This is a genomic window from Gilliamella mensalis (assembly GCF_900103085.1).
In the GTDB taxonomy this organism is placed as follows: domain Bacteria; phylum Pseudomonadota; class Gammaproteobacteria; order Enterobacterales; family Orbaceae; genus Gilliamella; species Gilliamella mensalis.
Genome location: NZ_FMWR01000014.1, coordinates 55,345 through 76,087, shown reverse-complemented (window position 1 = coordinate 76,087; position 20,743 = coordinate 55,345). Strand labels below are relative to the sequence as shown.

General features: G+C 36.2%; 20 protein-coding genes and 1 other annotated feature. Of the genes, 10 read left to right on the top strand and 10 right to left on the bottom strand.

The window, feature by feature from the left end:
- Positions 1–140 precede the first annotated feature (140 nt).
- The 3 genes from matP (at position 141) to cysB (ending at position 4,396) form a co-directional block, all read left to right on the top strand.
- Positions 141–605: a macrodomain Ter protein MatP gene (gene matP / locus BQ5209_RS07750; RefSeq protein WP_085247969.1), complete on the top strand. Its 465-nt coding sequence runs from the start codon at positions 141–143 to the stop codon at positions 603–605.
- Positions 606–634: 29 nt separating this feature from the next.
- On the top strand, positions 635–3,253 hold the full coding sequence (gene topA / locus BQ5209_RS07745; RefSeq protein ID WP_085247968.1) for a type I DNA topoisomerase: 2,619 nt from the start codon (positions 635–637) through the stop codon (positions 3,251–3,253).
- A 171-nt stretch (positions 3,254–3,424) separates the two neighbouring features.
- Entirely contained in the window at positions 3,425–4,396 is a 972-nt protein-coding gene (gene cysB, locus BQ5209_RS07740) for an HTH-type transcriptional regulator CysB (RefSeq protein ID WP_085247967.1), read from the top strand.
- 74 nt (positions 4,397–4,470) lie between these two features.
- Here the strand turns inward: cysB and hisIE are convergent, their stop codons facing one another.
- The 9 genes from hisIE to BQ5209_RS07695 form a co-directional block, all read right to left on the bottom strand.
- A complete protein-coding gene (gene hisIE, locus BQ5209_RS07735) occupies positions 4,471–5,097 on the bottom strand; it encodes a bifunctional phosphoribosyl-AMP cyclohydrolase/phosphoribosyl-ATP diphosphatase HisIE (protein ID WP_085247966.1) in 627 nt (208 codons plus the stop codon).
- On the bottom strand, positions 5,091–5,867 hold the full coding sequence (gene hisF, locus BQ5209_RS07730) for an imidazole glycerol phosphate synthase subunit HisF (RefSeq protein ID WP_085247965.1): 777 nt from the start codon (positions 5,865–5,867) through the stop codon (positions 5,091–5,093). The genes hisIE and hisF overlap by 7 nt, the downstream gene beginning before the upstream one ends.
- A complete protein-coding gene (gene hisA / locus BQ5209_RS07725; RefSeq protein ID WP_085248141.1) occupies positions 5,849–6,586 on the bottom strand; it encodes a 1-(5-phosphoribosyl)-5-[(5-phosphoribosylamino)methylideneamino]imidazole-4-carboxamide isomerase in 738 nt (245 codons plus the stop codon). The genes hisF and hisA overlap by 19 nt, the downstream gene beginning before the upstream one ends.
- 17 nt (positions 6,587–6,603) lie before the next feature.
- Positions 6,604–7,191 carry an imidazole glycerol phosphate synthase subunit HisH gene (gene hisH, locus BQ5209_RS07720; protein WP_085247964.1) on the bottom strand — a complete coding sequence of 196 codons (588 nt, stop codon included), beginning with the start codon at positions 7,189–7,191 and terminating at the stop codon, positions 6,604–6,606.
- Positions 7,192–8,259, bottom strand: a complete 1,068-nt coding sequence (gene hisB / locus BQ5209_RS07715) for a bifunctional histidinol-phosphatase/imidazoleglycerol-phosphate dehydratase HisB (protein ID WP_085247963.1) — start codon at positions 8,257–8,259, stop codon at positions 7,192–7,194.
- 8 nt (positions 8,260–8,267) lie between these two features.
- Positions 8,268–9,326, bottom strand: a complete 1,059-nt coding sequence (gene hisC, locus BQ5209_RS07710; protein ID WP_085247962.1) for a histidinol-phosphate transaminase — start codon at positions 9,324–9,326, stop codon at positions 8,268–8,270.
- 15 nt (positions 9,327–9,341) lie between these two features.
- The gene (gene hisD / locus BQ5209_RS07705) at positions 9,342–10,637 is read right to left on the bottom strand and encodes a histidinol dehydrogenase (protein WP_085247961.1); all 1,296 of its coding nucleotides are present in this window, start codon (positions 10,635–10,637) and stop codon (positions 9,342–9,344) included.
- A gap of 4 nt (positions 10,638–10,641) precedes the next feature.
- Positions 10,642–11,541: an ATP phosphoribosyltransferase gene (gene hisG, locus BQ5209_RS07700; RefSeq protein ID WP_085247960.1), complete on the bottom strand. Its 900-nt coding sequence runs from the start codon at positions 11,539–11,541 to the stop codon at positions 10,642–10,644.
- 38 nt (positions 11,542–11,579) lie between these two features.
- Positions 11,580–11,704: a sequence feature (His leader region), on the bottom strand.
- Positions 11,705–11,896: 192 nt separating this feature from the next.
- Positions 11,897–12,289 (bottom strand): AsnC family transcriptional regulator, encoded by a 393-nt coding sequence (locus BQ5209_RS07695; RefSeq protein WP_085247959.1) that lies wholly within the window; start codon positions 12,287–12,289, stop codon positions 11,897–11,899.
- A 118-nt stretch (positions 12,290–12,407) separates the two neighbouring features.
- On the opposite strand from BQ5209_RS07695, the gene BQ5209_RS07690 reads away from it, so the two are divergent.
- Positions 12,408–12,971: a cysteine hydrolase family protein gene (locus BQ5209_RS07690; RefSeq protein ID WP_085247958.1), complete on the top strand. Its 564-nt coding sequence runs from the start codon at positions 12,408–12,410 to the stop codon at positions 12,969–12,971.
- 168 nt (positions 12,972–13,139) lie between these two features.
- Here the strand turns inward: BQ5209_RS07690 and BQ5209_RS07685 are convergent, their stop codons facing one another.
- On the bottom strand, positions 13,140–13,529 hold the full coding sequence (locus BQ5209_RS07685) for a DoxX family protein (RefSeq protein ID WP_085247957.1): 390 nt from the start codon (positions 13,527–13,529) through the stop codon (positions 13,140–13,142).
- Positions 13,530–13,669: 140 nt separating this feature from the next.
- Here BQ5209_RS07685 and BQ5209_RS07680 point away from each other — a divergent pair, with 140 nt between their 5' ends.
- From BQ5209_RS07680 to BQ5209_RS07655, 6 genes are all read left to right on the top strand, one after another.
- Entirely contained in the window at positions 13,670–14,581 is a 912-nt protein-coding gene (locus BQ5209_RS07680; protein ID WP_085247956.1) for a LysR family transcriptional regulator, read from the top strand.
- 137 nt (positions 14,582–14,718) lie between these two features.
- On the top strand, positions 14,719–15,459 hold the full coding sequence (locus BQ5209_RS07675; RefSeq protein WP_085247955.1) for an outer membrane protein: 741 nt from the start codon (positions 14,719–14,721) through the stop codon (positions 15,457–15,459).
- A 263-nt stretch (positions 15,460–15,722) separates the two neighbouring features.
- Positions 15,723–16,460 (top strand): carbonic anhydrase, encoded by a 738-nt coding sequence (locus BQ5209_RS07670; RefSeq protein WP_085247954.1) that lies wholly within the window; start codon positions 15,723–15,725, stop codon positions 16,458–16,460.
- Positions 16,461–16,946: 486 nt separating this feature from the next.
- Positions 16,947–18,923 carry a BglG family transcription antiterminator gene (locus tag BQ5209_RS07665; protein ID WP_085247953.1) on the top strand — a complete coding sequence of 659 codons (1,977 nt, stop codon included), beginning with the start codon at positions 16,947–16,949 and terminating at the stop codon, positions 18,921–18,923.
- On the top strand, positions 18,913–19,368 hold the full coding sequence (locus tag BQ5209_RS07660; RefSeq protein ID WP_085247952.1) for a PTS sugar transporter subunit IIA: 456 nt from the start codon (positions 18,913–18,915) through the stop codon (positions 19,366–19,368). Before BQ5209_RS07665 ends, BQ5209_RS07660 begins: the two co-directional genes overlap by 11 nt.
- Positions 19,369–19,397: 29 nt before the next feature.
- Positions 19,398–20,735, top strand: a complete 1,338-nt coding sequence (locus BQ5209_RS07655; protein WP_085247951.1) for a PTS galactitol transporter subunit IIC — start codon at positions 19,398–19,400, stop codon at positions 20,733–20,735.
- Positions 20,736–20,743 lie beyond the last annotated feature (8 nt).

Here is a 20,743-nt window from a genome sequence, read left to right as displayed (position 1 = left end):
TTCCTTAAATAAAGATCAAAATGAAAGGTCAACGATAGCAGATTTATAAAAAATTTGTCAAATGCAATAATTTTCTTTATTGTGTGTGCAGATTATGCTAAAAATATCATATTTTAGTTACAGCGTCACAAGGTGAGCCGATGAAATATCAACAACTAGAAAACCTTGAATGCGGTTGGAAGTGGCACTATTTAGTAAAAAGGCATCTAGAAGGTGAATTAATCACTCGTTATATTGAAAAAAGTGCTGCTGAGCATGCCGTCAGTGAATTATTGTTACTAGAACATAATCCGACAGGTGTCGTTGATTGGATAAAAAAGCATTTAAATCCCGATTTAGATAATCGCATGAAGCAAACCATTCGAGCAAAACGAAAGCGGCATTTTAATGCGGAACAGCAATATACTCGAAAAAAGTCCATTGATTTGGAGTTTTTAGTTTGGCAACGATTGGCTAATTTAGCCAAACGCCATGGATGTACGTTGTCACAAACCATTACGCAGCTAATTGAAGATGCAGAACAAAAAGAGCAATATGTAACGAAAGTATCGACAATTAAAGACGATTTACTGTCGCTGCTTGATGTGAAACTTGATAGTAAATAATACAAACAACAGAATAAAAAGGTTTTATTATGGGAAAATCCCTTGTTATTGTGGAATCACCAGCCAAAGCCAAAACGATTAATAAATATCTTGGCAAAGATTTCGTAGTTAAATCAAGTGTAGGTCACATTCGTGATCTGCCTGTGAGTGGTAGTAGCCAACGAGCTGAAAAATCAATAAAAGAAACAAACGATAAAAAAGATAAAGCCGAGAAAAAAGCTAAACGTTCTGAAAGGGAGGTCTTGGTTGATCGGATGAGTGTTGATCCATACAACGGTTGGAAAGCACATTACCAAATTTTACCAGGTAAAGAGCGGGTGGTTGCTGAACTTAAAAAACTGGCTAAAGATGCTGATATGATCTATCTGGCAACCGATTTAGATAGAGAAGGGGAAGCTATTGCTTGGCATCTGAAGGATGTCATTGGTGGCGATAATAGTAAATATCGTCGTGTTGTTTTTAATGAAATTACCAAAACAGCGATCAAAAATGCCTTTAACGAGCCTGCCATGCTCGATATGGATCGGGTCAATGCTCAGCAAGCACGCCGATTTATGGATCGGGTTGTGGGCTTTATGTTATCACCACTACTTTGGAAAAAGGTTGCACGTGGATTATCAGCTGGTCGTGTTCAGTCTGTTGCGGTGCGTTTAGTGGTTGAACGTGAGCGCGAAATCCATGCCTTTATTCCTGAAGAGTATTGGGATCTTTATGCTGATTTAACGACTGCTCAAAAAGAACAATTAACATTACAGGTCACCAATTATAAAGACAAAGCGTTCGAACCAAAAGATAAAGTTGCCATTGATATAGCCTTAGCTGAGCTTAATAAAAACCAATATCAAGTAACGAATATTGAAGAAAAACCGACTAAAAGTAATCCAAACGCTCCGTTTATTACTTCGACTTTACAGCAAGCCGCAAGTACTCGCCTTGGTTTTGGTGTTAAAAAGACTATGATGCTAGCTCAGCGTTTATATGAAGCTGGTTATATCACCTATATGCGTACCGATTCAACTAATTTGAGTCAAGATGCATTAACAATGGTCCGAGATTATATTGGCAACAAATTTGGTGATAAATATTTACCAAAATCACCAAATGTATACAGCAGTAAAAAGAATTCACAAGAAGCACACGAAGCGATTCGTCCATCAGATGTTACTATTCTTGCAGATAATATTAGTGATATCGAAGCGGATGCCGGTAAATTATATCAACTTATTTGGCGGCAATTTGTGGCATGTCAAATGACATCGGCTGAATATAACTCAACTACCATTACAGTCCAATCTGGCGATTTTACCTTAAAAGCAAAAGGTCGTACATTGCGCTTTGATGGTTGGACTAAAGTGCAACCGCAACTGGCGAAAAGCAATGAAGATAAAATATTACCGCCGTTATCAGTCAACGACAAACTCGATTTAATCAACTTAAATCCAAATCAACACTTTACCAAACCACCTGCTAGGTATAATGAAGCATCACTGGTTAAAGAGCTTGAAAAACGTGAAATTGGTCGCCCATCGACTTATGCAACCATTATTTCGACAATTCAAGATCGCGGCTATGTGCGTTTGGAAAATCGTCGCTTTTATGCAGAAAAAATTGGTGAAATTGTTACTGATAGACTCAGCGAAAACTTCAATGATCTGATGAGTTATGATTTTACCGCACGTATGGAGCATGCATTGGATGAAATTGCCCATAAAAAACAAGAATGGCGCGAAGTACTTGACCAGTTTTTCAGTGATTTTAGTCAGCATCTTGAGGTTGCTGAACAAGCGCCCGATAAAGGTGGTATGCAACTAAATCCATTAGTGTTAACGCCTGAAATTAAATGCCCAAATTGCGGGCGTGAAATGGGTATAAAAACTGCAGGTACAGGTGTGTTTTTAGCATGTTCAGGTTATGCGTTGCCACCTAAAGAACGTTGCAAACAAACCATCAACTTAATTCCTGAGCACGAAACTTTAAACATTTTAGAAGAAGCTGAAACAGCTGAAACCGAAGCGTTAAGAGCACGTAAACGCTGTCCAAAATGTCATACAGCTATGGATAGTTATTTGCTTGATAACGAACGTAAATTACACATATGTGGTAATAACCCAATTTGTGATGGTTCATTAATTGAAAAAGGTAACTTTAAAGTAAAAAGTTACGAAGGACCAATTATCGAATGTGAAAAATGTGGCTCAGAAATGCATTTAAAATCAGGGCGATTTGGTTTATATATGGGCTGTACTAATCCTGATTGTAAAAATACACGTAAGATCTTAAAAAATGGTGATGTTGCACCCCCTAAAGAAGATCCGGTTGATTTACCAGAACTTCAATGTAGTAAATCTGATGCACATTTTGTATTGCGTGATGGTGCCGCAGGTATCTTTTTGGCAGCACATAATTTTCCAAAATCAAGAGAAACACGCGCACCGTTGATTGAAGAGTTACAACGCTTTAAAGATCGCTTGCCCGAGAAATTTGTTTATTTAACTGAGGCACCAAGTAAAGATCCTGATGGTAATCCATCCATTGTTCGTTTTAGCCGTAAAAGCAAACAACAATATGTCACCTCTGAAGTTAATGGTAAATCGACTGGTTGGGTGATGCAATACGTAGATGGCAAATGGATTAATAGTAAAAAATAGGTAATAGCAGCTAAACTTTTGTTAAAAAGTTTCAGGAAAGCATATGTTTTAGTATAAAAATAGTTATTATTGTTTGTGCTAGACAGTAAAAAGACTTACCTTACCAATTCTCCCTTTTGAGATGTGATTAAAAGGGAGAAAAGTATACAGTTAAAGGAGCCTTTGTTTGTCATGAAATTGCAACAATTACGTTATATTGTTGAAGTCGTGAATAACGACCTCAATGTATCGTTAACATCCGAAAAACTGTATACATCTCAGCCTGGCATTAGCAAGCAAATAAAATTATTAGAAGACGAGCTTGGCATTCAGATATTTACCCGAGTAGGTAAGCACCTTTCAGAAGTGACACCAGTTGGTGAAAAAATCATTGCTCTTGCCCGAGAAATCCTCAATAAATCAAGCGATATTAAAATTATTGCTAAAGAGTTTTGCCAACCAAATCAAGGCTCATTAACGATTACCACAACTTATACTCAAGCGCGTTATACCTTGCCTGTTGTGATCCAGCAGTTTATGCAACAATATCCAAGTATTACTTTGCATATGGAGCAAGGATCATCATCACAGTGCATATCTCAGGCACAAGCAGGGCAGGCCGAATTGGCTATTGTGACCGACATTTCACAGCTTAGTGAAGATATGATTGCGTTGCCTTGCTATCACTGGAACCAAGCAGTGATTGTGATGAAAGATCACCCACTTGCCAAAAGCAGATTAATTTCAATTGAAGAACTTTCCAAATTTCCGTTAGTTAGTTATGATTTTTCTAACGATGGCTCCGATTTAAATCAAGCTTTCTTGCGTGCTCGTCAGTCTCCTAATATTGTTTTTAGTACAACAGATGCAGAGTTAATTAAAACCTATGTTAAGTTGGGAGTTGGCGTTGGCATTGTCGCAAAAATGGCGGTGAGTAATACTTCAGATGATGATTTTGTTGTATTGAATGCTGGTCATATATTCCCCTACAGCACAACCTATATCGTTTTTGCACGCTCGTTATTTTTACGCAGTTATATGTATGATTTTATTAAGCAGTTTTCGCCAAATTTAGATCGACAAACCGTCGACAAACTGATGTTATGTGAAAATAATACCGAGGTATTAGCAATGTTTAATGGGGTAAAATTGCCTGTTTGCTAAGTCAATTTATTTTTCATCATAATAAAAAAGATATAAAGGAAAGTGCGATATGATTCGCACTTTGATTATTTTTATTATTTATGCCTTGCTTTTAAAATGCCAATCACATCTTGTAGTGACAGATTTTGATCTTGGAGTAATACTAATAAATGATAAACTAAATCCGCAGATTCATTATTTAACTCTTCTCGATCATGAACTGTCGCAGCAAGGGCGGTTTCAACACCTTCTTCTCCCACTTTTTGGGCAATACGTTTAGTGCCGTCATGATATAGTTTTGCTGTATAGGATGATTTAGGATCGGCATTTTTGCGTGCTGCAATTAATTGTTCTAATTCAAACAAAAATCCCCATTCGCTTTTAGCATTAGCAAAGCAACTATTTGTACCAGTATGGCATGTTGGACCAACAGGATTTACTAAAATCAGTAACGTATCATTATCGCAATCAGCGGAAATACTCACTACATTTAAAAAGTTGCCAGACGTTTCGCCTTTAGTCCAAAGGCGTTGTTTGGTGCGTGAATAAAAAGTGACTTTACCGCTACTTTGTGTTTGAGCTAATGCATCTTGATTCATATAACCCAGCATTAGTACATCGCCAGAAACATAATGCTGAATAATGACCGGCATTAAATGATCTACTTTTTGCCAATCGAGTTGCTGTAAATCTAATTTTATATCGCTATTTTGAGTTAACATAATCGAATTTCTACTCCATTGTGAGCTAAATACTGTTTAAGTTCGCTAATATTGATAATTTGTTTATGAAACACCGAGGCCGCTAATGCACCATCAACATTGGCTTCTTTAAAGGCTTGTAAAAAATGATCCATGGTGCCAGCACCGCCTGAAGCAATAAGTGGTACATGACAAACCTCACGAATTGCTTTAAGTTGATCAAGATCATAGCCATTACGTACTCCATCTTGATTCATCATGTTTAATACAATTTCGCCGGCACCACGTTTTTGAACCTCTTTTACCCAATCAAGTGTGTTCCATTTTGTGGCAACGGTGCGTTTTTCATCACCAGTAAATTGATAAACGTGATAATTGTTTGATTCTTTGTCATACCAAGTATCAATGCCAACAACAATACACTGCACACCATAACGATCTGCAAGCCTTGTAATTAAAGAAGGGTCAGCAAGTGCAGGGGAGTTAATTGAAATTTTATCAGCGCCAAAGGTTAATATTTGCCCTGCATCATCAATCTTTTTAATGCCGCCAGCTACACAAAAGGGGATATCAATAACTTCGGCCACTTTTGCAACCCAACTTTTATCGACTACTCGTCCATCTGACGAAGCAGTAATATCATAAAAAACGAGCTCATCGGCACCTTCTTGCGCATAGCGCTTTGCTAAAGGGACAATATCACCAATAATTTCGTGATTTCGAAATTGCACACCTTTAACCACTTGACCATTACGAACATCTAAACAAGGAATTATCCTTTTTGCCAGCATGAAATTGCCTCCTGAACAGTAAATTTACCTTCGAGTAAAGCTCGCCCTACAATTACGCCTGCAACGCCGCTATTGGCAAGTGCTTTAACATCGTCCAATTGACCTATACCGCCAGATGCTTGAAAAGCAATTTGTGGGTATTTTTGACTAATTTCTTGGTACAACTTAATATTCGAACCGCTGAGCGTGCCGTCTTTCGAAATATCAGTACAAAGCACATGTTTCAACCCATAAGGTAGGTAATCCTCAATCACTTGTTCTAATGTTTGTTTTGAGTCTTCTTGCCAACCATGAATCGCCACATATTTATTGCCTTTAGTATCAATGCGCACATCCAGTGCTAATACCAATTTTTCAGAACCGTATTTTTTAAACCACTGTTTAACTATTTCTGGTTGCTTGATAGCGGTTGACCCAATTACCACGCGAGCAGCACCGGCTGATAATAATGATTGTATGTCTTTCTCAGTGCGAATTCCGCCTCCAACTTGGATTGGAACTTGTACGCCATTAATCAACGTTTGTATTAACGAAATTTGACGAGCATTAGGATCTTTTGCGCCGGTTAAATCTACCAAGTGCAACAGCTTAGCACCTTGCTTTTCATAGTCTTGTAGGCGCAAAAGTGGATGATTGCCATAATCACGTTTTTGCTCATAATCGCCTTGGTGCAATCGCACCACGCTACCATCAATTAAATCAAGCGCAGGGATAATCATTGCATAAACTGCCATTGTTACATCTCCAAAAAGTTTTTGAGCAATTTTGCACCGGCTGAGCCAGAACGCTCGGGATGAAATTGCACGCCGTAAAAGTTTTCTTTTTGTACGGCTGCGGTAAAGCTTTCGCCGTAATTGGTTTCTGCTATTGTTGCTGAGCATAGTGGCATCGCGTATCCATGTACAAAGTAAAAATAAGCATCATCAGGAATATCTCTAAATAGATGATGACCTGCTTTTGGGTAGACTTGATTCCAACCCATATGGGGCAGTGGTAATCCACAATCAGGAATTTCAATCACTTTTTCATTAATTATACCAAGTGTATGCACATGCCCTTCATTACTATAATCAGCTAAAAGTTGCATACCAAGGCAGATCCCTAATACAGGTTGAGTACAAACTCTTATTAGTTCGATTAAATTACGCTCTTCTAATTTTTGCATTGCAGATGAAGCCGATCCGACACCCGGCAAAAATAACTTGTCTGAATTCAATACCACATCAGGATCGAGACTAATAATGGGCTGATAGCCAAGCCTTTCTATTGCATACTTCACCGATGAAAGATTTGCGCAACCAGTATCTAAAATGACAATATTCATTTATAGCACTCCTTTTGAGCTAGGAAGTCGATCACTTTCAATTTTAATTGCTTGCTTTAATGTGCGCGCAAAGGCTTTAAACAAGCTTTCAACTTTGTGATGATCATTATTGCCTTCGGTTTCAATATGTAACGTAATAGCCATAGCATAACTCAATGAATAAAAGAAATGCTCAACCATTTGTGTGCTCATATCGCCTACTTTTTGGTGAGTAAACTCCGCTTTAAATTTAAGATAAGGGCGGCCTGAAATATCCATTGCACATTTTGCTAAACACTCGTCCATCGGAATTACTGATGCATAGCGAGTAATGCCGCGTTTATCGCCGAGTGCTGTTTTTAACGCCTCGCCCAAGGCTAGTCCCGTATCTTCGATGGTATGGTGATCATCAATATGCAAATCGCCATCGACTTGAACATTGAGCTTAATTCCGCCGTGAGTGGCAATTTGGTCAAGCATATGATCAAAAAAACCGATTCCTGTATTGATGTTACTTCCCTCTTGGCGATCGAGCCATACTTCTACTAAAATCTTGGTTTCTTTAGTATTACGCTCAACTTTTGCATAGCGATCTGTGGTGGTTAACCGCTGGGCGATTTCGAGCCAGTTTAACTGTTCAGGATGATAGTGTAATCCTTTGATTTGCATATTTTCAGCCAACTGAATATCAGTGACCCTGTCACCAATAACGTAGCTATTTTGTTTGTCCAATTTCCCGCTGGTAAGATAAGGTAACACTAATTGGATTTTAGGTTTACGGCATTCACAGTTATCCTCGGGAAAGTGAGGGCAAATTAGCACATCTTCAAAATTAATGCCTTGCGATTTAAAAATCTGCATCATTAGATTATGCGGTCCATCAAAATCTACTTGTGGATAGCTTTTAGTACCTAGTCCATCTTGATTGGTCACCATCACCAATTTATAGCCAGCGGCTTGCAATTTAAGAAGCGCAGGGATCACATTCAGTTCAAAAGCCAGCTTATCAAAACGATCAACTTGAAAGTCAACTGGAGGTTCGGTAATTAATGTGCCATCTCGATCAATAAATAAGTATTTTTGTAACATTTTTGCTCCTATTTTATTGCTTTAAGCGCCGAAAGAACTGCCTCGCACTCTGCTTGAGTACCAATGGTGATTCGAATCATATTGTTTTCCCCAATCGACTTGCTTTGATCGCGTAAAATAATCCCTTTATTCCATAAGATATTAAACACGTCCTTATTATCTTGAAACTTCACACATAAATAGTTGGAAGAACTCGGATAAACTTTTTCAACAACTGATAACTGTGCTAGCGAATTGGCAAATTTTTCTTTTTGTTTGTTCAAATTGATTACATGCAACTTCATGGCATTAATGCCATCTTTACTCAGAGCTTGTGCTGCAATATCGGCCACGGGCGTAGCGAGTGGATAGGGAGCAATGACTTTTTGTAATGCATCAATTACTGGTTTATTCGCAATCGTAAAACCACAACGTAACCCCGCTAAAGCAAATGCCTTTGATAGTGTACGTAACACCACTAAATTAGGGTAGTTAGCAAGCCAACTCACCACCGTTGAGTCGGGGGAAAACTCAATATAAGCCTCATCAATCACCACTAAAGCACGATTGTTGGCAATATTGAGCAACGCCTTAATATCCTCAGGATCAATTAAGTTACCCGTTGGATTATTTGGTGAACAGACATAAATCAGTTTAACGCTATCAAGATGCTGCTCAATACCTTCAAGATCAAGTTGCCAATCGGCTTTGGTTGGGACTGTTTTGGTTTTTATGCCTAACGTTTCAGCACTCACTTGATACATGCCATAAGTTGGTGGACAGTACAAAATGCTGTCTTTTTCAGGCTCGCAAAATGCACGCATTAATAATTCAATAGCTTCATCAGCGCCACGGCTAACAATTAATTGATCGGGTTGTACACCAGCATATTGAGCATAACGCTGAATCACCTTTTCTGGTTGTGGTTCAGGGTAACGGTTTAAGGTTTGTTCGGTTAATTCGAAATGTGGTGCGACGGGGTATTCGTTGGCATTGAGCCACACATCGCCATTACCACCAATCCGACGGGCGGATTGATATGGCGTTAGTTTCTGAATATTTTTTCTGACTAATTGATTGATATCCATGTTATCCACCTATTTTTAACCCATTGAATTTAATGCCGCAAGGCGCAAAGTAACCGCTTGTTTATGGGCGGTCAGTTGTTCGGCTTCGGCCATAAGTTCAACTGCGTTTCCAATTGCTTTTAAGCCTTCTGGTGATAATTTTTGTACTGTCATTCTTTTTTGAAAATCAGCCAGCCCAAGACTAGAATATGTTGCGGTATAGCCATAAGTTGGCAGAACATGGTTAGTTCCAGAGGCATAATCACCAGCCGATTCTGGCGACCAATTACCCAAAAATATGGAGCCTGCGCTGGTGATCTGTTTAACTAATTCATCGGCATTGGCGGTTTGAATAATTAAATGTTCAGGTCCATAACGGTTACTAATAGCCACGCACTCATTCAAGTCTTTTGTTACAATTAGTCGGCTTTCTTGTAATGCCTTTTCAGCAATACTTTGGCGTGATAGCGTGCTTAATTGTTTATCCACTTCTTGCGAGACCGCTTGTGCAATAGTTTCATCTGGTGTTAATAACACCACTTGCGAATCAGGACCGTGTTCAGCTTGTGAAAGTAAATCAGCGGCAACAAAAGCAGGATTAGCCGAACTATCGGCAATCACTAGCACTTCAGACGGACCTGCAGGCATATCAATCGCAGCGCCATCAAGTCGCTGGCTAATTTGTCGTTTAGCCTCGGTAACATAGGCATTGCCCGGACCAAAGATCTTATCCACTTTAGGAACAGACTCAGTGCCTAGTGCCATTGCACTAATCGCTTGTGCACCGCCTAATTGATATACTTCGCTGACACCACACAAGTCTGCTGCATATAAAATTTCGTCAGCAATAGGTGGCGGTGAACATAAAATCACCTGACGACAACCAGCAATTTTAGCGGGTATTGCAAGCATTAATACCGTTGATAACAAAGGCGCTGATCCCCCCGGAATATAAAGCCCAACCGAATCGATTGATCGAGTAACTAGCTGGCATTCTACCCCCGGCATTGTTTCAAGCTTAATGGTCTGTTTTACTTGAGCTTGGTGGAACTTTTCGATATTCGCAACTGCCAATTGCATTGCTTGTTTTAATTCAGGCTTAACGCGGTCTGCGGCGGTGTTGATTTCTTGTTTTGTGAGTTTGAACTGCTGAATTTGGACTTTATCAAATTTGCTACTTAGCGCTTTTAACGCCTTATCACCATCTTGTTTAACTTGTGCCAAAATATCTGCAACAGCTTTGCTAATCGAATCAGAGGCTGTAATCGCTGGACGCGTTAATAGTGCTGTTTGTTGTTCATTTGTACATTGTTGCCAATAAGAGAGTTTCATATTATTACTCCATCATTTTTTCAATTGGTAATACAAGAATTGAGCTTGCACCTAACGCTTTTAGGTTTTCCATCGTTTCCCAAAAAAGCGATTCACTGCTCACCATATGTAGTGCAATCCGATTTTGCTCGCCAGTTAAAGGCAAAATGGTAGGATTTTCAGCACCGGGTAATAGTGCAACAATATCATCTAACACCTCGGTAGGGGCGTGGAGCATAATATATTTTGATTCACGAGCTTGAATAACCCCTTGAATACGCGTCATGATTTTATCGATTAACGCCTGTTTTATTGGTGAAATGTCGCCTTGACGTTGAATTAAGCAGGCTTTTGATTTATAGATAACTTCGATCTCTTTCAGCCCATTGGCCTCAAGTGTTGCACCGCTAGATACTAAATCACAAATTACATCGGCAAGTCCTGCACGTGGTGCAACTTCGACTGAACCATTAAGTAAGCAGGTTTTAAAGGTAACATTATATTGTGCCAGATAACGGCGTAGCAGGTGAGGGTAAGTGGTGGCAATACGCAGGTCATTTAAACACTCAGGACCAGAATACTCAAAATCACGCGGGGCGGCGATCGACAGCCGACATTCACCAAAATCAAGCGCGCGCAGTTTTATAAATTGTGGATCTTCGCCTTCGGCCTGCCTATCTAATACTTCTTCTTCTAAAACATTTTCGCCGACAATCCCAATATCCACAACGCCATCAATCACCAGCCCGGGAATGTCATCATCACGAACTCGCAAAATATCGATGGGCATATTTTCGGCAAAAGCAATTAACCGTTGTTCTTGCAGATTAATCTTAATGCCACATTGGGCAAGTAGCTTTTTTGACTCATCACTTAAGCGACCTGACTTTTGCATTGCAATGCGTAAACGCGAATTATCCAACATATCTTTCTCCAAAGTTATCTAAAAATTTATAAACCACAAACAAAAAACCCTCGGAAGTTTGATCTTCCGAGGGTTCTCTGCTTGCTTTTGCTATATCACCGGAAGACCAACGTCTCCCAGCACCAATCGCCCGAAGACTATTCAGGAATGATGGTGATGATGTGTACTAATAGCATTAGTAATAAAAACGCAAAAACAATTCATAAAAATAAAAAACCTTTAACTGAGTTGATAATTAAAGCTATTGAACAAAATATAACAGAATTTACTTGCTCGCAACTTTTTTTTGTTTTTATGTAAAAAATTTTATATAAAAAATAGTAAACAAGTTTAAGTGTAAATCTTTAAAATAGAGTTATCTAATCACTTTTGAATGATGACTAACTTTATAACGGCAATAGAGCTCAAGTTTGTCTAAAAAATGTGGTAAGTTTTGGTCTGTAAATTCACTTTTTATAAAGTAACACCCATCGCCTGTGATTTTATAAAATTCGATGATTTCTTTAAACGACATGACCATGTTTTCGAACGAGGTGAATTGATTTGAATTCATATAAATCGTAATAAACTGAAGCTGATTTGTTTTTTCTTTAATAGTAAATTTTTCAATAATATGATTATTATACAATTCTTGAACTCGCTGTCCAACAGCCTGTCCTGACAAATATACTTTTTCGCCAATTTCTTTCCATGATTGGCGACTATTTTTTTTAAGCTCATCTAAAATAGCGCGATCTTTTTTATCCATACTTGTTCATTTTTTTCATATTGAAAGTAGGTAAGTAATAATACTTTCAATTCGTTATGTAACAGATAGCGTAATTATCGCATAATTATCAACTCAAACATAATTTAAGGACAAAACAATGAAACAAGGGTTAATAATTATCGACGTACAAAATGACTATTTTCCAACGGGTAAATTTACTTTAAACAATACAGAATTAACTTTACAAAATACCTTAAAACTACAAAAACACTTTAGATCACAACAATTACCGATCTTTTATATTCAGCATATAAAGTCTGATCCTCATGCGGATTTTTTTGCTAACGGAAGTTTAGGCGCTGAAATTCATCCAAGTTTGTTACCGCTTGGTAACTTGCATGAGTATCTTGTCAAAAAAACATTCCCTAATAGTTTTTATCAAACTGAGCTACAAAAAAAATTACAACAAGAACAGATCCAACAGATTGTTATTTGTGGAATGATGAGCCATATGTGTGTTGACTCAACAACACGTCACGCATCCGAACTAGGTTATCAACCGATATTAATCCATGATGCTTGTACAACTTGTGATCTCGAATTTGATGGTAAAACGATTCCATCTCAAGTGGTACATAACAGCTTTATATCTGCCTTAACCAATTTTGCATCGGTTGTAAGTTGTGAAATGTTTGTTCAAACTAAACAGACTGTTTTATAAATTATTGCATTGTAATTAAATGATTATGGATAATGGATGCCAAAAAAGCGATAACATAATTATAAACAATCTAAATTGGCTCGATCACAAACCGAGCCTTTTACTCTTCTAACCCACTCAACCCTAAGTAAAGATCAGTCAGAAAAAGTATTTATTTTATTGAGGTTTTTATTTAGCTAATACATTAAAGCGACCACTTCCCAACAATACTAAACTGAATGCTGTTAGCGCCATAAAGGCAGGATATTCCCAACCGCCACCTGCGTTACTAAATGACCAACCATTCACTGAGTGAATAAATGTAATAACAATCATTTGAATCACTGCCAATAAACTAACAATGCGAGTTAAAATACCTAAAAGCAATAACAAACCGCCGCCAATTTCAAACATAATCGTTAAGTAACCAATGAACCAAGGAAAGCCAAGTGATTGAAAATATTGCGCAGTACCTGAGGGAGTAAAGACGAGAAGTTTAGTAAAACCGTGCGCCAAGAACATGACACCTAATGCAATTCGTAACATAAGTAAGGCTATGTCTGTTTGATATTGTTTCATTTTATTTTTCCTGTAAGTTAATTATTGTGATTAATTAGCACTATTTGTTTATACTAATAGTTATTTTTTCATAGATAAATAAGTTATTATGTGACTTATTGTCATAATAAGTGGAACAATTGCTTTGTAGGTGAAGGCAAATGGATAGATCAAATAAATTACTAGAAATGATGGTTTTTGTTACGGTGGTTGATTGTAATAGCTTTGTTGATGCTGCGGTTAAGTTAAAGATGTCTAAGCAAGCGGTGTCACGATATCTTCAAGCGTTAGAAGATCGCTTGCAAGTACGGTTGTTACAACGAACCACTCGCAAAATGGTTATCACTCTTGAAGGGCAAACTTTTTATTTGCAAGCTAAAGCCATTATTAATGCCACCATAGAAGCAGAAAATAACCTCACTTTAGATCACGCAAGTCCACAAGGTATACTTCGAATTAATGTCCCCGTTAGTTTTGGAATTTTACATTTAGCACCTTTATGGCAAAAATTTATCGATAAGTACCCTAAGATTGAGCTAGATATTACGCTGTCAGATCGTGTGGTGGATCTGCTTGATGAGGGCTACGATCTTGCTGTTCGAATTGGTCGGCTAGAAAACTCCTCGCTAATTAGTCGTAAACTGGCAACCACTCAAATTATAGTTGCCGCTTCGCCTGATTATATTGCTAACTATGGTATGCCGAATGATCCTGATGATTTGTTCAATCATAAAATTGTGATGTATAGCCAGTGGGCTAAAAAGGAGCAATGGCATTTTTATAAAGATAATGTTGATCTGTCTGTTAATTTAAAGGCGAATATCTATTGTAATAATGGTGATACTTGTCGTCAGATTATGTTACAAGGGGGCGGTATTTCGTTGCAACCTGATTTTATTATTGGTCAAGATATTAAAATAGGGCGGTTGGTGCGTGTTTTGTTGGATTATAAAGTTGAGAATTTGAACATTTATGCGGTTTACCCAAGCCGTAAATTATTACCACTCCGAACGCGCTGTTTAATCGATTTTTTGATTAGTGAACTAAAAGATTATCAATGGTCAGTTAGTTGAAATAACAATATTAATTTTTTGAATTATTCTCTAATTTCATATATTTTAATTTATATATATTAACATTTAATTTATAGACTTTTCGATTTGCTTACTTTACAATCGCCTCGATTTATAATTATAGGCAAAAATAATGAATGAATGAGGAAATGAAAATGAAAAATACATTAATTGCACTAACGACTTGTGCGTGTTTCTCAAGCTTTGCTTATGCTGAAACAAGTGGATTTTATTTAGGTGGTCAATTAGGTGCAGCTGTGGTAAATGCAAGTAGTGTTAATGACAACTTATATTATAAACGTGGCTTTGTCTTGAAAGAGGGTATCTTTAATTCGATGCATAAAACCAATTTAGCAGGTGCTGTAAATTTAGGTTACAACTTCAATGACTATGATATTCCAGTACGGATGGAATTATCTTTCACTCTACGTGGTAATACAGAGAAAAAAGAGAATAGATACAATACATATGAGGATTATCGTCTTCGTACAACTCAAAAAGTCAAAGTACGCATGAATACATTAATGTTAAATGGTTATTCTGATATTGATATAGACTCTCCAATTACGCCATTTGTTGGTGTGGGATTAGGTGTAGCATTTACTAAATTAGAAAATAGCCATAAAGAAAAATATAATGTCTCTGTTGACGGCGTGGATTATGAACGTTCATTATCAAAAACAAAAACTAAATTTGCATGGAATGTTGCAACGGGTGTTGCTTATAAAGTCGATAATAACATAGATTTTGATATCACTGCCCGTTATATTAATGCAGGAAAAGTAACAATTAAAAAACATAATGAATATTATCGAAATCATGCCAGTGTTAAGTTAAGTTCTATTGATTTATTAGCAGGTATTCGTTATAGTTTCTAACCAATCAATTGAACTAAAAAGGGCTATATGGTCCTTTCTAGTTCAATTGTTAATACCGTAATAATAGCATTAAGCTACATTTTAATTCTCTATACTAACCTACGTTATTTACAAGTCGGCATATTTTTTGTTTCATTGCTTATATCTTTAGTTGAACATAAATATGGTGAAAATTAAACAAATTGTACTTTTTAACTATAAAATTGAAAAGTCAAGGCGTATAATCTAAATTCCCATAACCAAGATTATAGTGTAAAAGTAATATGAAACTTAAAGTAATAATTGCAGCACTAATGGTAACTAGCTTATCTTGTATAGCTGCAGAGCCAGAACCACATTGGGGTTATGAAGGTGTCGCCAAGCCCGAAAATTGGGGAAAGCTTTCAGCAGAATTTTCAACATGTGAAAAAGGAAAAAATCAATCTCCTATTAATATTGAACATGCACTAAAAACGAATCATGATAATCTTACATTGGCATTCAAACCAGGTACGCAAGAAATTATTAATAACGGTCATACAGTCCAAATTAATGTTAACGAAGGTAATACGCTGGAGATTGATAACGAAGTTTTTACCCTCCAACAATTCCATTTCCATACTCCAAGCGAAAATCAAATCAATGGCAAACATTTTCCTATGGAAGCTCACTTTGTTTATAAAAACAAAAATGGGGATTTAACGGTTATTGGTCTTATGTTTAGTAAGGGAAAATCTAATATTGAATTAGCTAAAGCTTGGCAACAAATCCCCACAGAAGCTGGAGGCTCAACGACATTAAATCAACCAGTCGATATTAATAAATTATTGCCAGAAAGATTAGATTTTTACCGTTTTAGTGGCTCACTTACCACACCTCCTTGTACTGAAGGTGTTAGATGGATTGTCTTAGAACAAGAAATGAATGCATCTGCTGAACAGATTGAAAAATTTCATGCAATCATGCATCATGATAACAATCGCCCGATTCAGCCTTTGAATGGTCGCGTGATTGTTGATTAATATTTCTTATCTGGCTTGGTTAAAAGATGGTTAATCGAGCCAGATTATTGTAGTTTTTTTTAAAACTCTATTACAAAGGTAACAATCCTCTAAAATGATACAGTAGACGCATTGTAAATATGAAGTATTCTTTCGCAAAACAGTTAAGGTTAGTTGTCGATAAAATTATTATAATGAGTAGGTAAATATCCAATTTTTAATACAAAACTAACATAGAAAATTATGACGTTTGTTTTCATATTTTATATTCAATAGGTATAAAAATTTTATAGTGAGCATAGCCTAAGCGAACTAAAACATCACCTCAAAATACACCAGCTAATATCGCTATTATCTCAACAGATTCTTTTTTCCGTTTTTTTCAATTACGTTTAATTCCAGATTAATCTGGAAAAAAATGTCATCGTCTTATTTATTTAACTAATTATACTTTAAAGCATAGAGTTATAAATGTATTGCGACAAAACATGAAAAAGGAGTTTGGTAATGGAAAGACAAATAGAGTTACTGAAACTACTTTTTAAAGAGTCTGAATTTAAACCAGCAGCTTATTTTAGTTTAAAGTTATCCATTTCGACCAAAACCATTTATTTTGACATTGAGAAATTAAATGATCAGCTATTAACCGTCCCAAATAGCGATATTTATATCGAAAAATCCCCCCGCAAAGGCTTAATACTGAAGGGAAATAAAGGCTGTATTGATTCGGTCATTGGTTATTTAGAGCAAAATAATAGTCATGGCTATTTTAATAAAAGCTCACGTCGATTAACACCGGAATATCGTCGATTAGATATTGTAAAACGTTGTTTGTTAAATCAAGAAAATGTCTCATTAGAGCAGCTCTCTGATGATTATATTGTCAGTAAAACATCGCTACATAAAGATATTGAGTTTATTAACCGTTCATTAGCATCTGAAAATGTCTTACTAAATGTCACGCATAAAACCATTGTTGTAGAGGGTAAAGAAAACCAAATTCAACGTGCTATTAAGCATTTTTTATTGTTATATATTCATAAACAAGACAGTTATTATCTTAATCAACTCATGAGGTCATTGATGGATGATGATTCTTTTGAGCAAATTAGCCAATTATTATTTGAACATTATGAATCAATCGTTCAGCGATCCTCTGAATATTATTTATTATCATTATTGATATCGATAGCAATACAATTAAAACGGTTAACGCTAGGTTATACCATCGATGAAGAAGACGATTTTTTATTTAACCATATTCGTTATATGCAATCGTATTTGATTGCATCCGATCTTGCTCAACTGCTTGAGGTTACGTTTAACATTGAATTTTCAACGAATGATATTAAATATCTCAGTAAGTTGTTTTTTGCACATCGAATTATTGATGAATCAGTAAAAGTTGATGATAGTTTTTATGAACAAATCATCCGCAAGATTATAAGAAAAATTGGCGAAATTGAAGGAATCGATTTATCAAAAGATAGTAAATTGTTCCATTCATTGTTATCTCACTTTCCTTCCATGATTACCCGTTTGCAAAAACAAATACGTATTATTAATCCGATATTAAAAGAAATAAAACACGAATATTCAAAATTATTTAGTGTATTGTGGTATGCACTTTCTGATTTAGAACGTAAATTTGATATTTGTTTAAACGATCACGAAATCTCATTTTTATTGATTCATTTTCAAATTGCGTTAGATAAAGCTGCTGATGCTAATAATATTGTGATTGTTTGCCAATATGGTTGCTGTTCATCAAATCTAATTCTTAATAAAGTTCGAAAAATATTACCATCTAAAGATAATATTGAGGTTTATTCGATTTCAAAATTGACATCGACCAATCTTAGTAATGTTGATTTATTTATTACTACACTTGATATCAATAATCTGAATAAGCCAGTTGTTAAAATATCTTCACTGCTAAATACTAATGACTACCAAAATATTATTCAGGCATATGCCAATTATGTCTTAAATAAACAATCTGATTTTTCTGAAAAACAGAATTGTTATCCATCCATGGCAAAATTTGTTGATCCTGACCTTATTCAATTAAATGTCAATATTGATAATAAAAATGAATGTCTTAACAAATTAATACATCGTCTTGAAGATAAAGGTTATGTCACTTCTCACTACCGCGATTCTGTTTTACAGCGCGAAGAAATAGGCGACACGGCTATCGAAAATGGTATCGCTTTACCTCATGGCTCACCGATGTTTGTGACTAAATCTAGTATATCCATTATGACCTTACGCAAACCCATCAAATGGGGTGTTATTGATGTTAGCGTGATTATTATGGTTAGCCTTTCTGAAAAAAACATTAATAGTATCAATGAAGTATTTACTGAAATTTACGAAATTGTTTCGAACAAGCATGCTATATCAGCATTAAAAAATATCACCAGCTTTAAACAACTAAAATTATTTTTGGATAATCAAAGAGGAATCAAAAATGTACTTTGATAAACAGTTATGCCTTTTAAATATCGAGGCATTAAATCAAGAACAAGTTCTCACGCAAATGGCACAAATGTTATTTAGCAATGGGATAGTTAAACAAGATTTTTTAGACGGTATTTTACAAAGAGAACAACAATATCCAACTGGTTTATTGGTTAATTCTGTTGGGTTTGCTTTGCCACATACGGATTCATCAAGAGTTAATCAATCACAAATTTGTTTTGCATCATTAAAACAGCCAGTCATTTTTAGATGTATGACTGATGAAAACGAAAAAATTCCCGTCAAATTTATTTTTATGCTTGCCATGAAACAACCTCATGAACAAGTTGAAAATTTACAAAACTTAATAGGCTTATTTCAAAATGAACAACAAATAAAATTATTGGAACAATGTCATTCAATTAACGAATTTATCGCTATTTTAAATGTAGCTGGTGTGAAATAGAAAGTTAACTTTTATAAAGGAGTCCTAAAATGGATAGTGTGATTAACATTTTTCAATGGCTAATAAATTTAGGAGGGGTAGTATTTTTACCTATCATTATCTTTATTATCGCCTTATTTTTTAGAGTGCCGTTTTCCAAAGCGATTATGGCCGGTATTACTGTCGGTATTGGTATAGTCGGTTTAGGTTTAGTGATCACGTTATTGTCTGACACTTTAGGTGTTGCAATTCAAAAAATGGGGGAACAATACGGAACATCATTAAGCATCATGGATATTGGATGTGGAGTAGGTGGACCGTTGGCGTTTTCAACTACGTTAGGATTACTGCTTATTCCTATTTCGTTGATAATTAACTTTATCTTTATTTCACTCGGTTGGACGCGCACTTTAAATGTTGATATTTGGAATTTTTGGTTTGCGATATTCTTAGGCCTAGTGGCTTATTCGGTAACGGGATTTTATTGGGTAGGGATTATTGGATGTATCACGGCTGTTATGTTGCAATGGTTCTTAGCCGACTTATTACAAAAACCGATAAGTTCATTTTTTGGCTATCCAGGTATTTCAATTACTCACTTAATGGCCTTGTCGGGCGCTGTTGTGGCAATTCCTTTAAATTGGATCTTTGATCGTATTCCTGGATTTAATCAATTAAATGCCGATTCAGAAACTTTAACCAAAAGGTTCGGTATTTTTGGTGATACGGTCGTTATTGGTTTAATTATTGGTTTAGTTGTGGGAATTTTAGCTGGTTATGATGTTCCGCAAATCGGTAAGCTAGCAATTTCAACTGCGGCAATTATGAAAATAATGCCCAAAATGGTTGCCATGTTTATGGAAGGTTTACTACCGGTTGCTGAAGCTGCTCGAGAATTCACCAGTAAAAAACTTAATGGCAAACAAGTTAATATTGGTATGGATGCGGCATTAACGGTTGGACATCCCGCTGTTATGGCAACGGCATTAATTATGGTTCCGGTTTCACTCCTATTAGCCTTAATCTTGCCGGGTAATAAAGTGTTACCTTTTGGTGATTTAGCCTTCTACGCTTTTGGTATCTGTTTGATGGTTCCGTTTTTTAAAGGAAATATTGTTCGATCAATTATTGGGGGCACAATTTATTTAGTGATTTGCCTATATATGGCAACTTGGCTAGCGCCGGTTATTACCGATGTATTTCATTTAGCTAACTATGATGTGGGCACTGCGGGCATTGTCACAGTTATTTTATGTGGTTTATGGCCAGTCACCTTATTTGTGTTGTTATTAAACTATCTTGGTTATATCGGATTGATAGGTTTAGCTCTAGTGATTTTATGCTCGCTAATTTATATCAATAAAATCAAAAAAATCGAAATGTACTAAAAGGAACA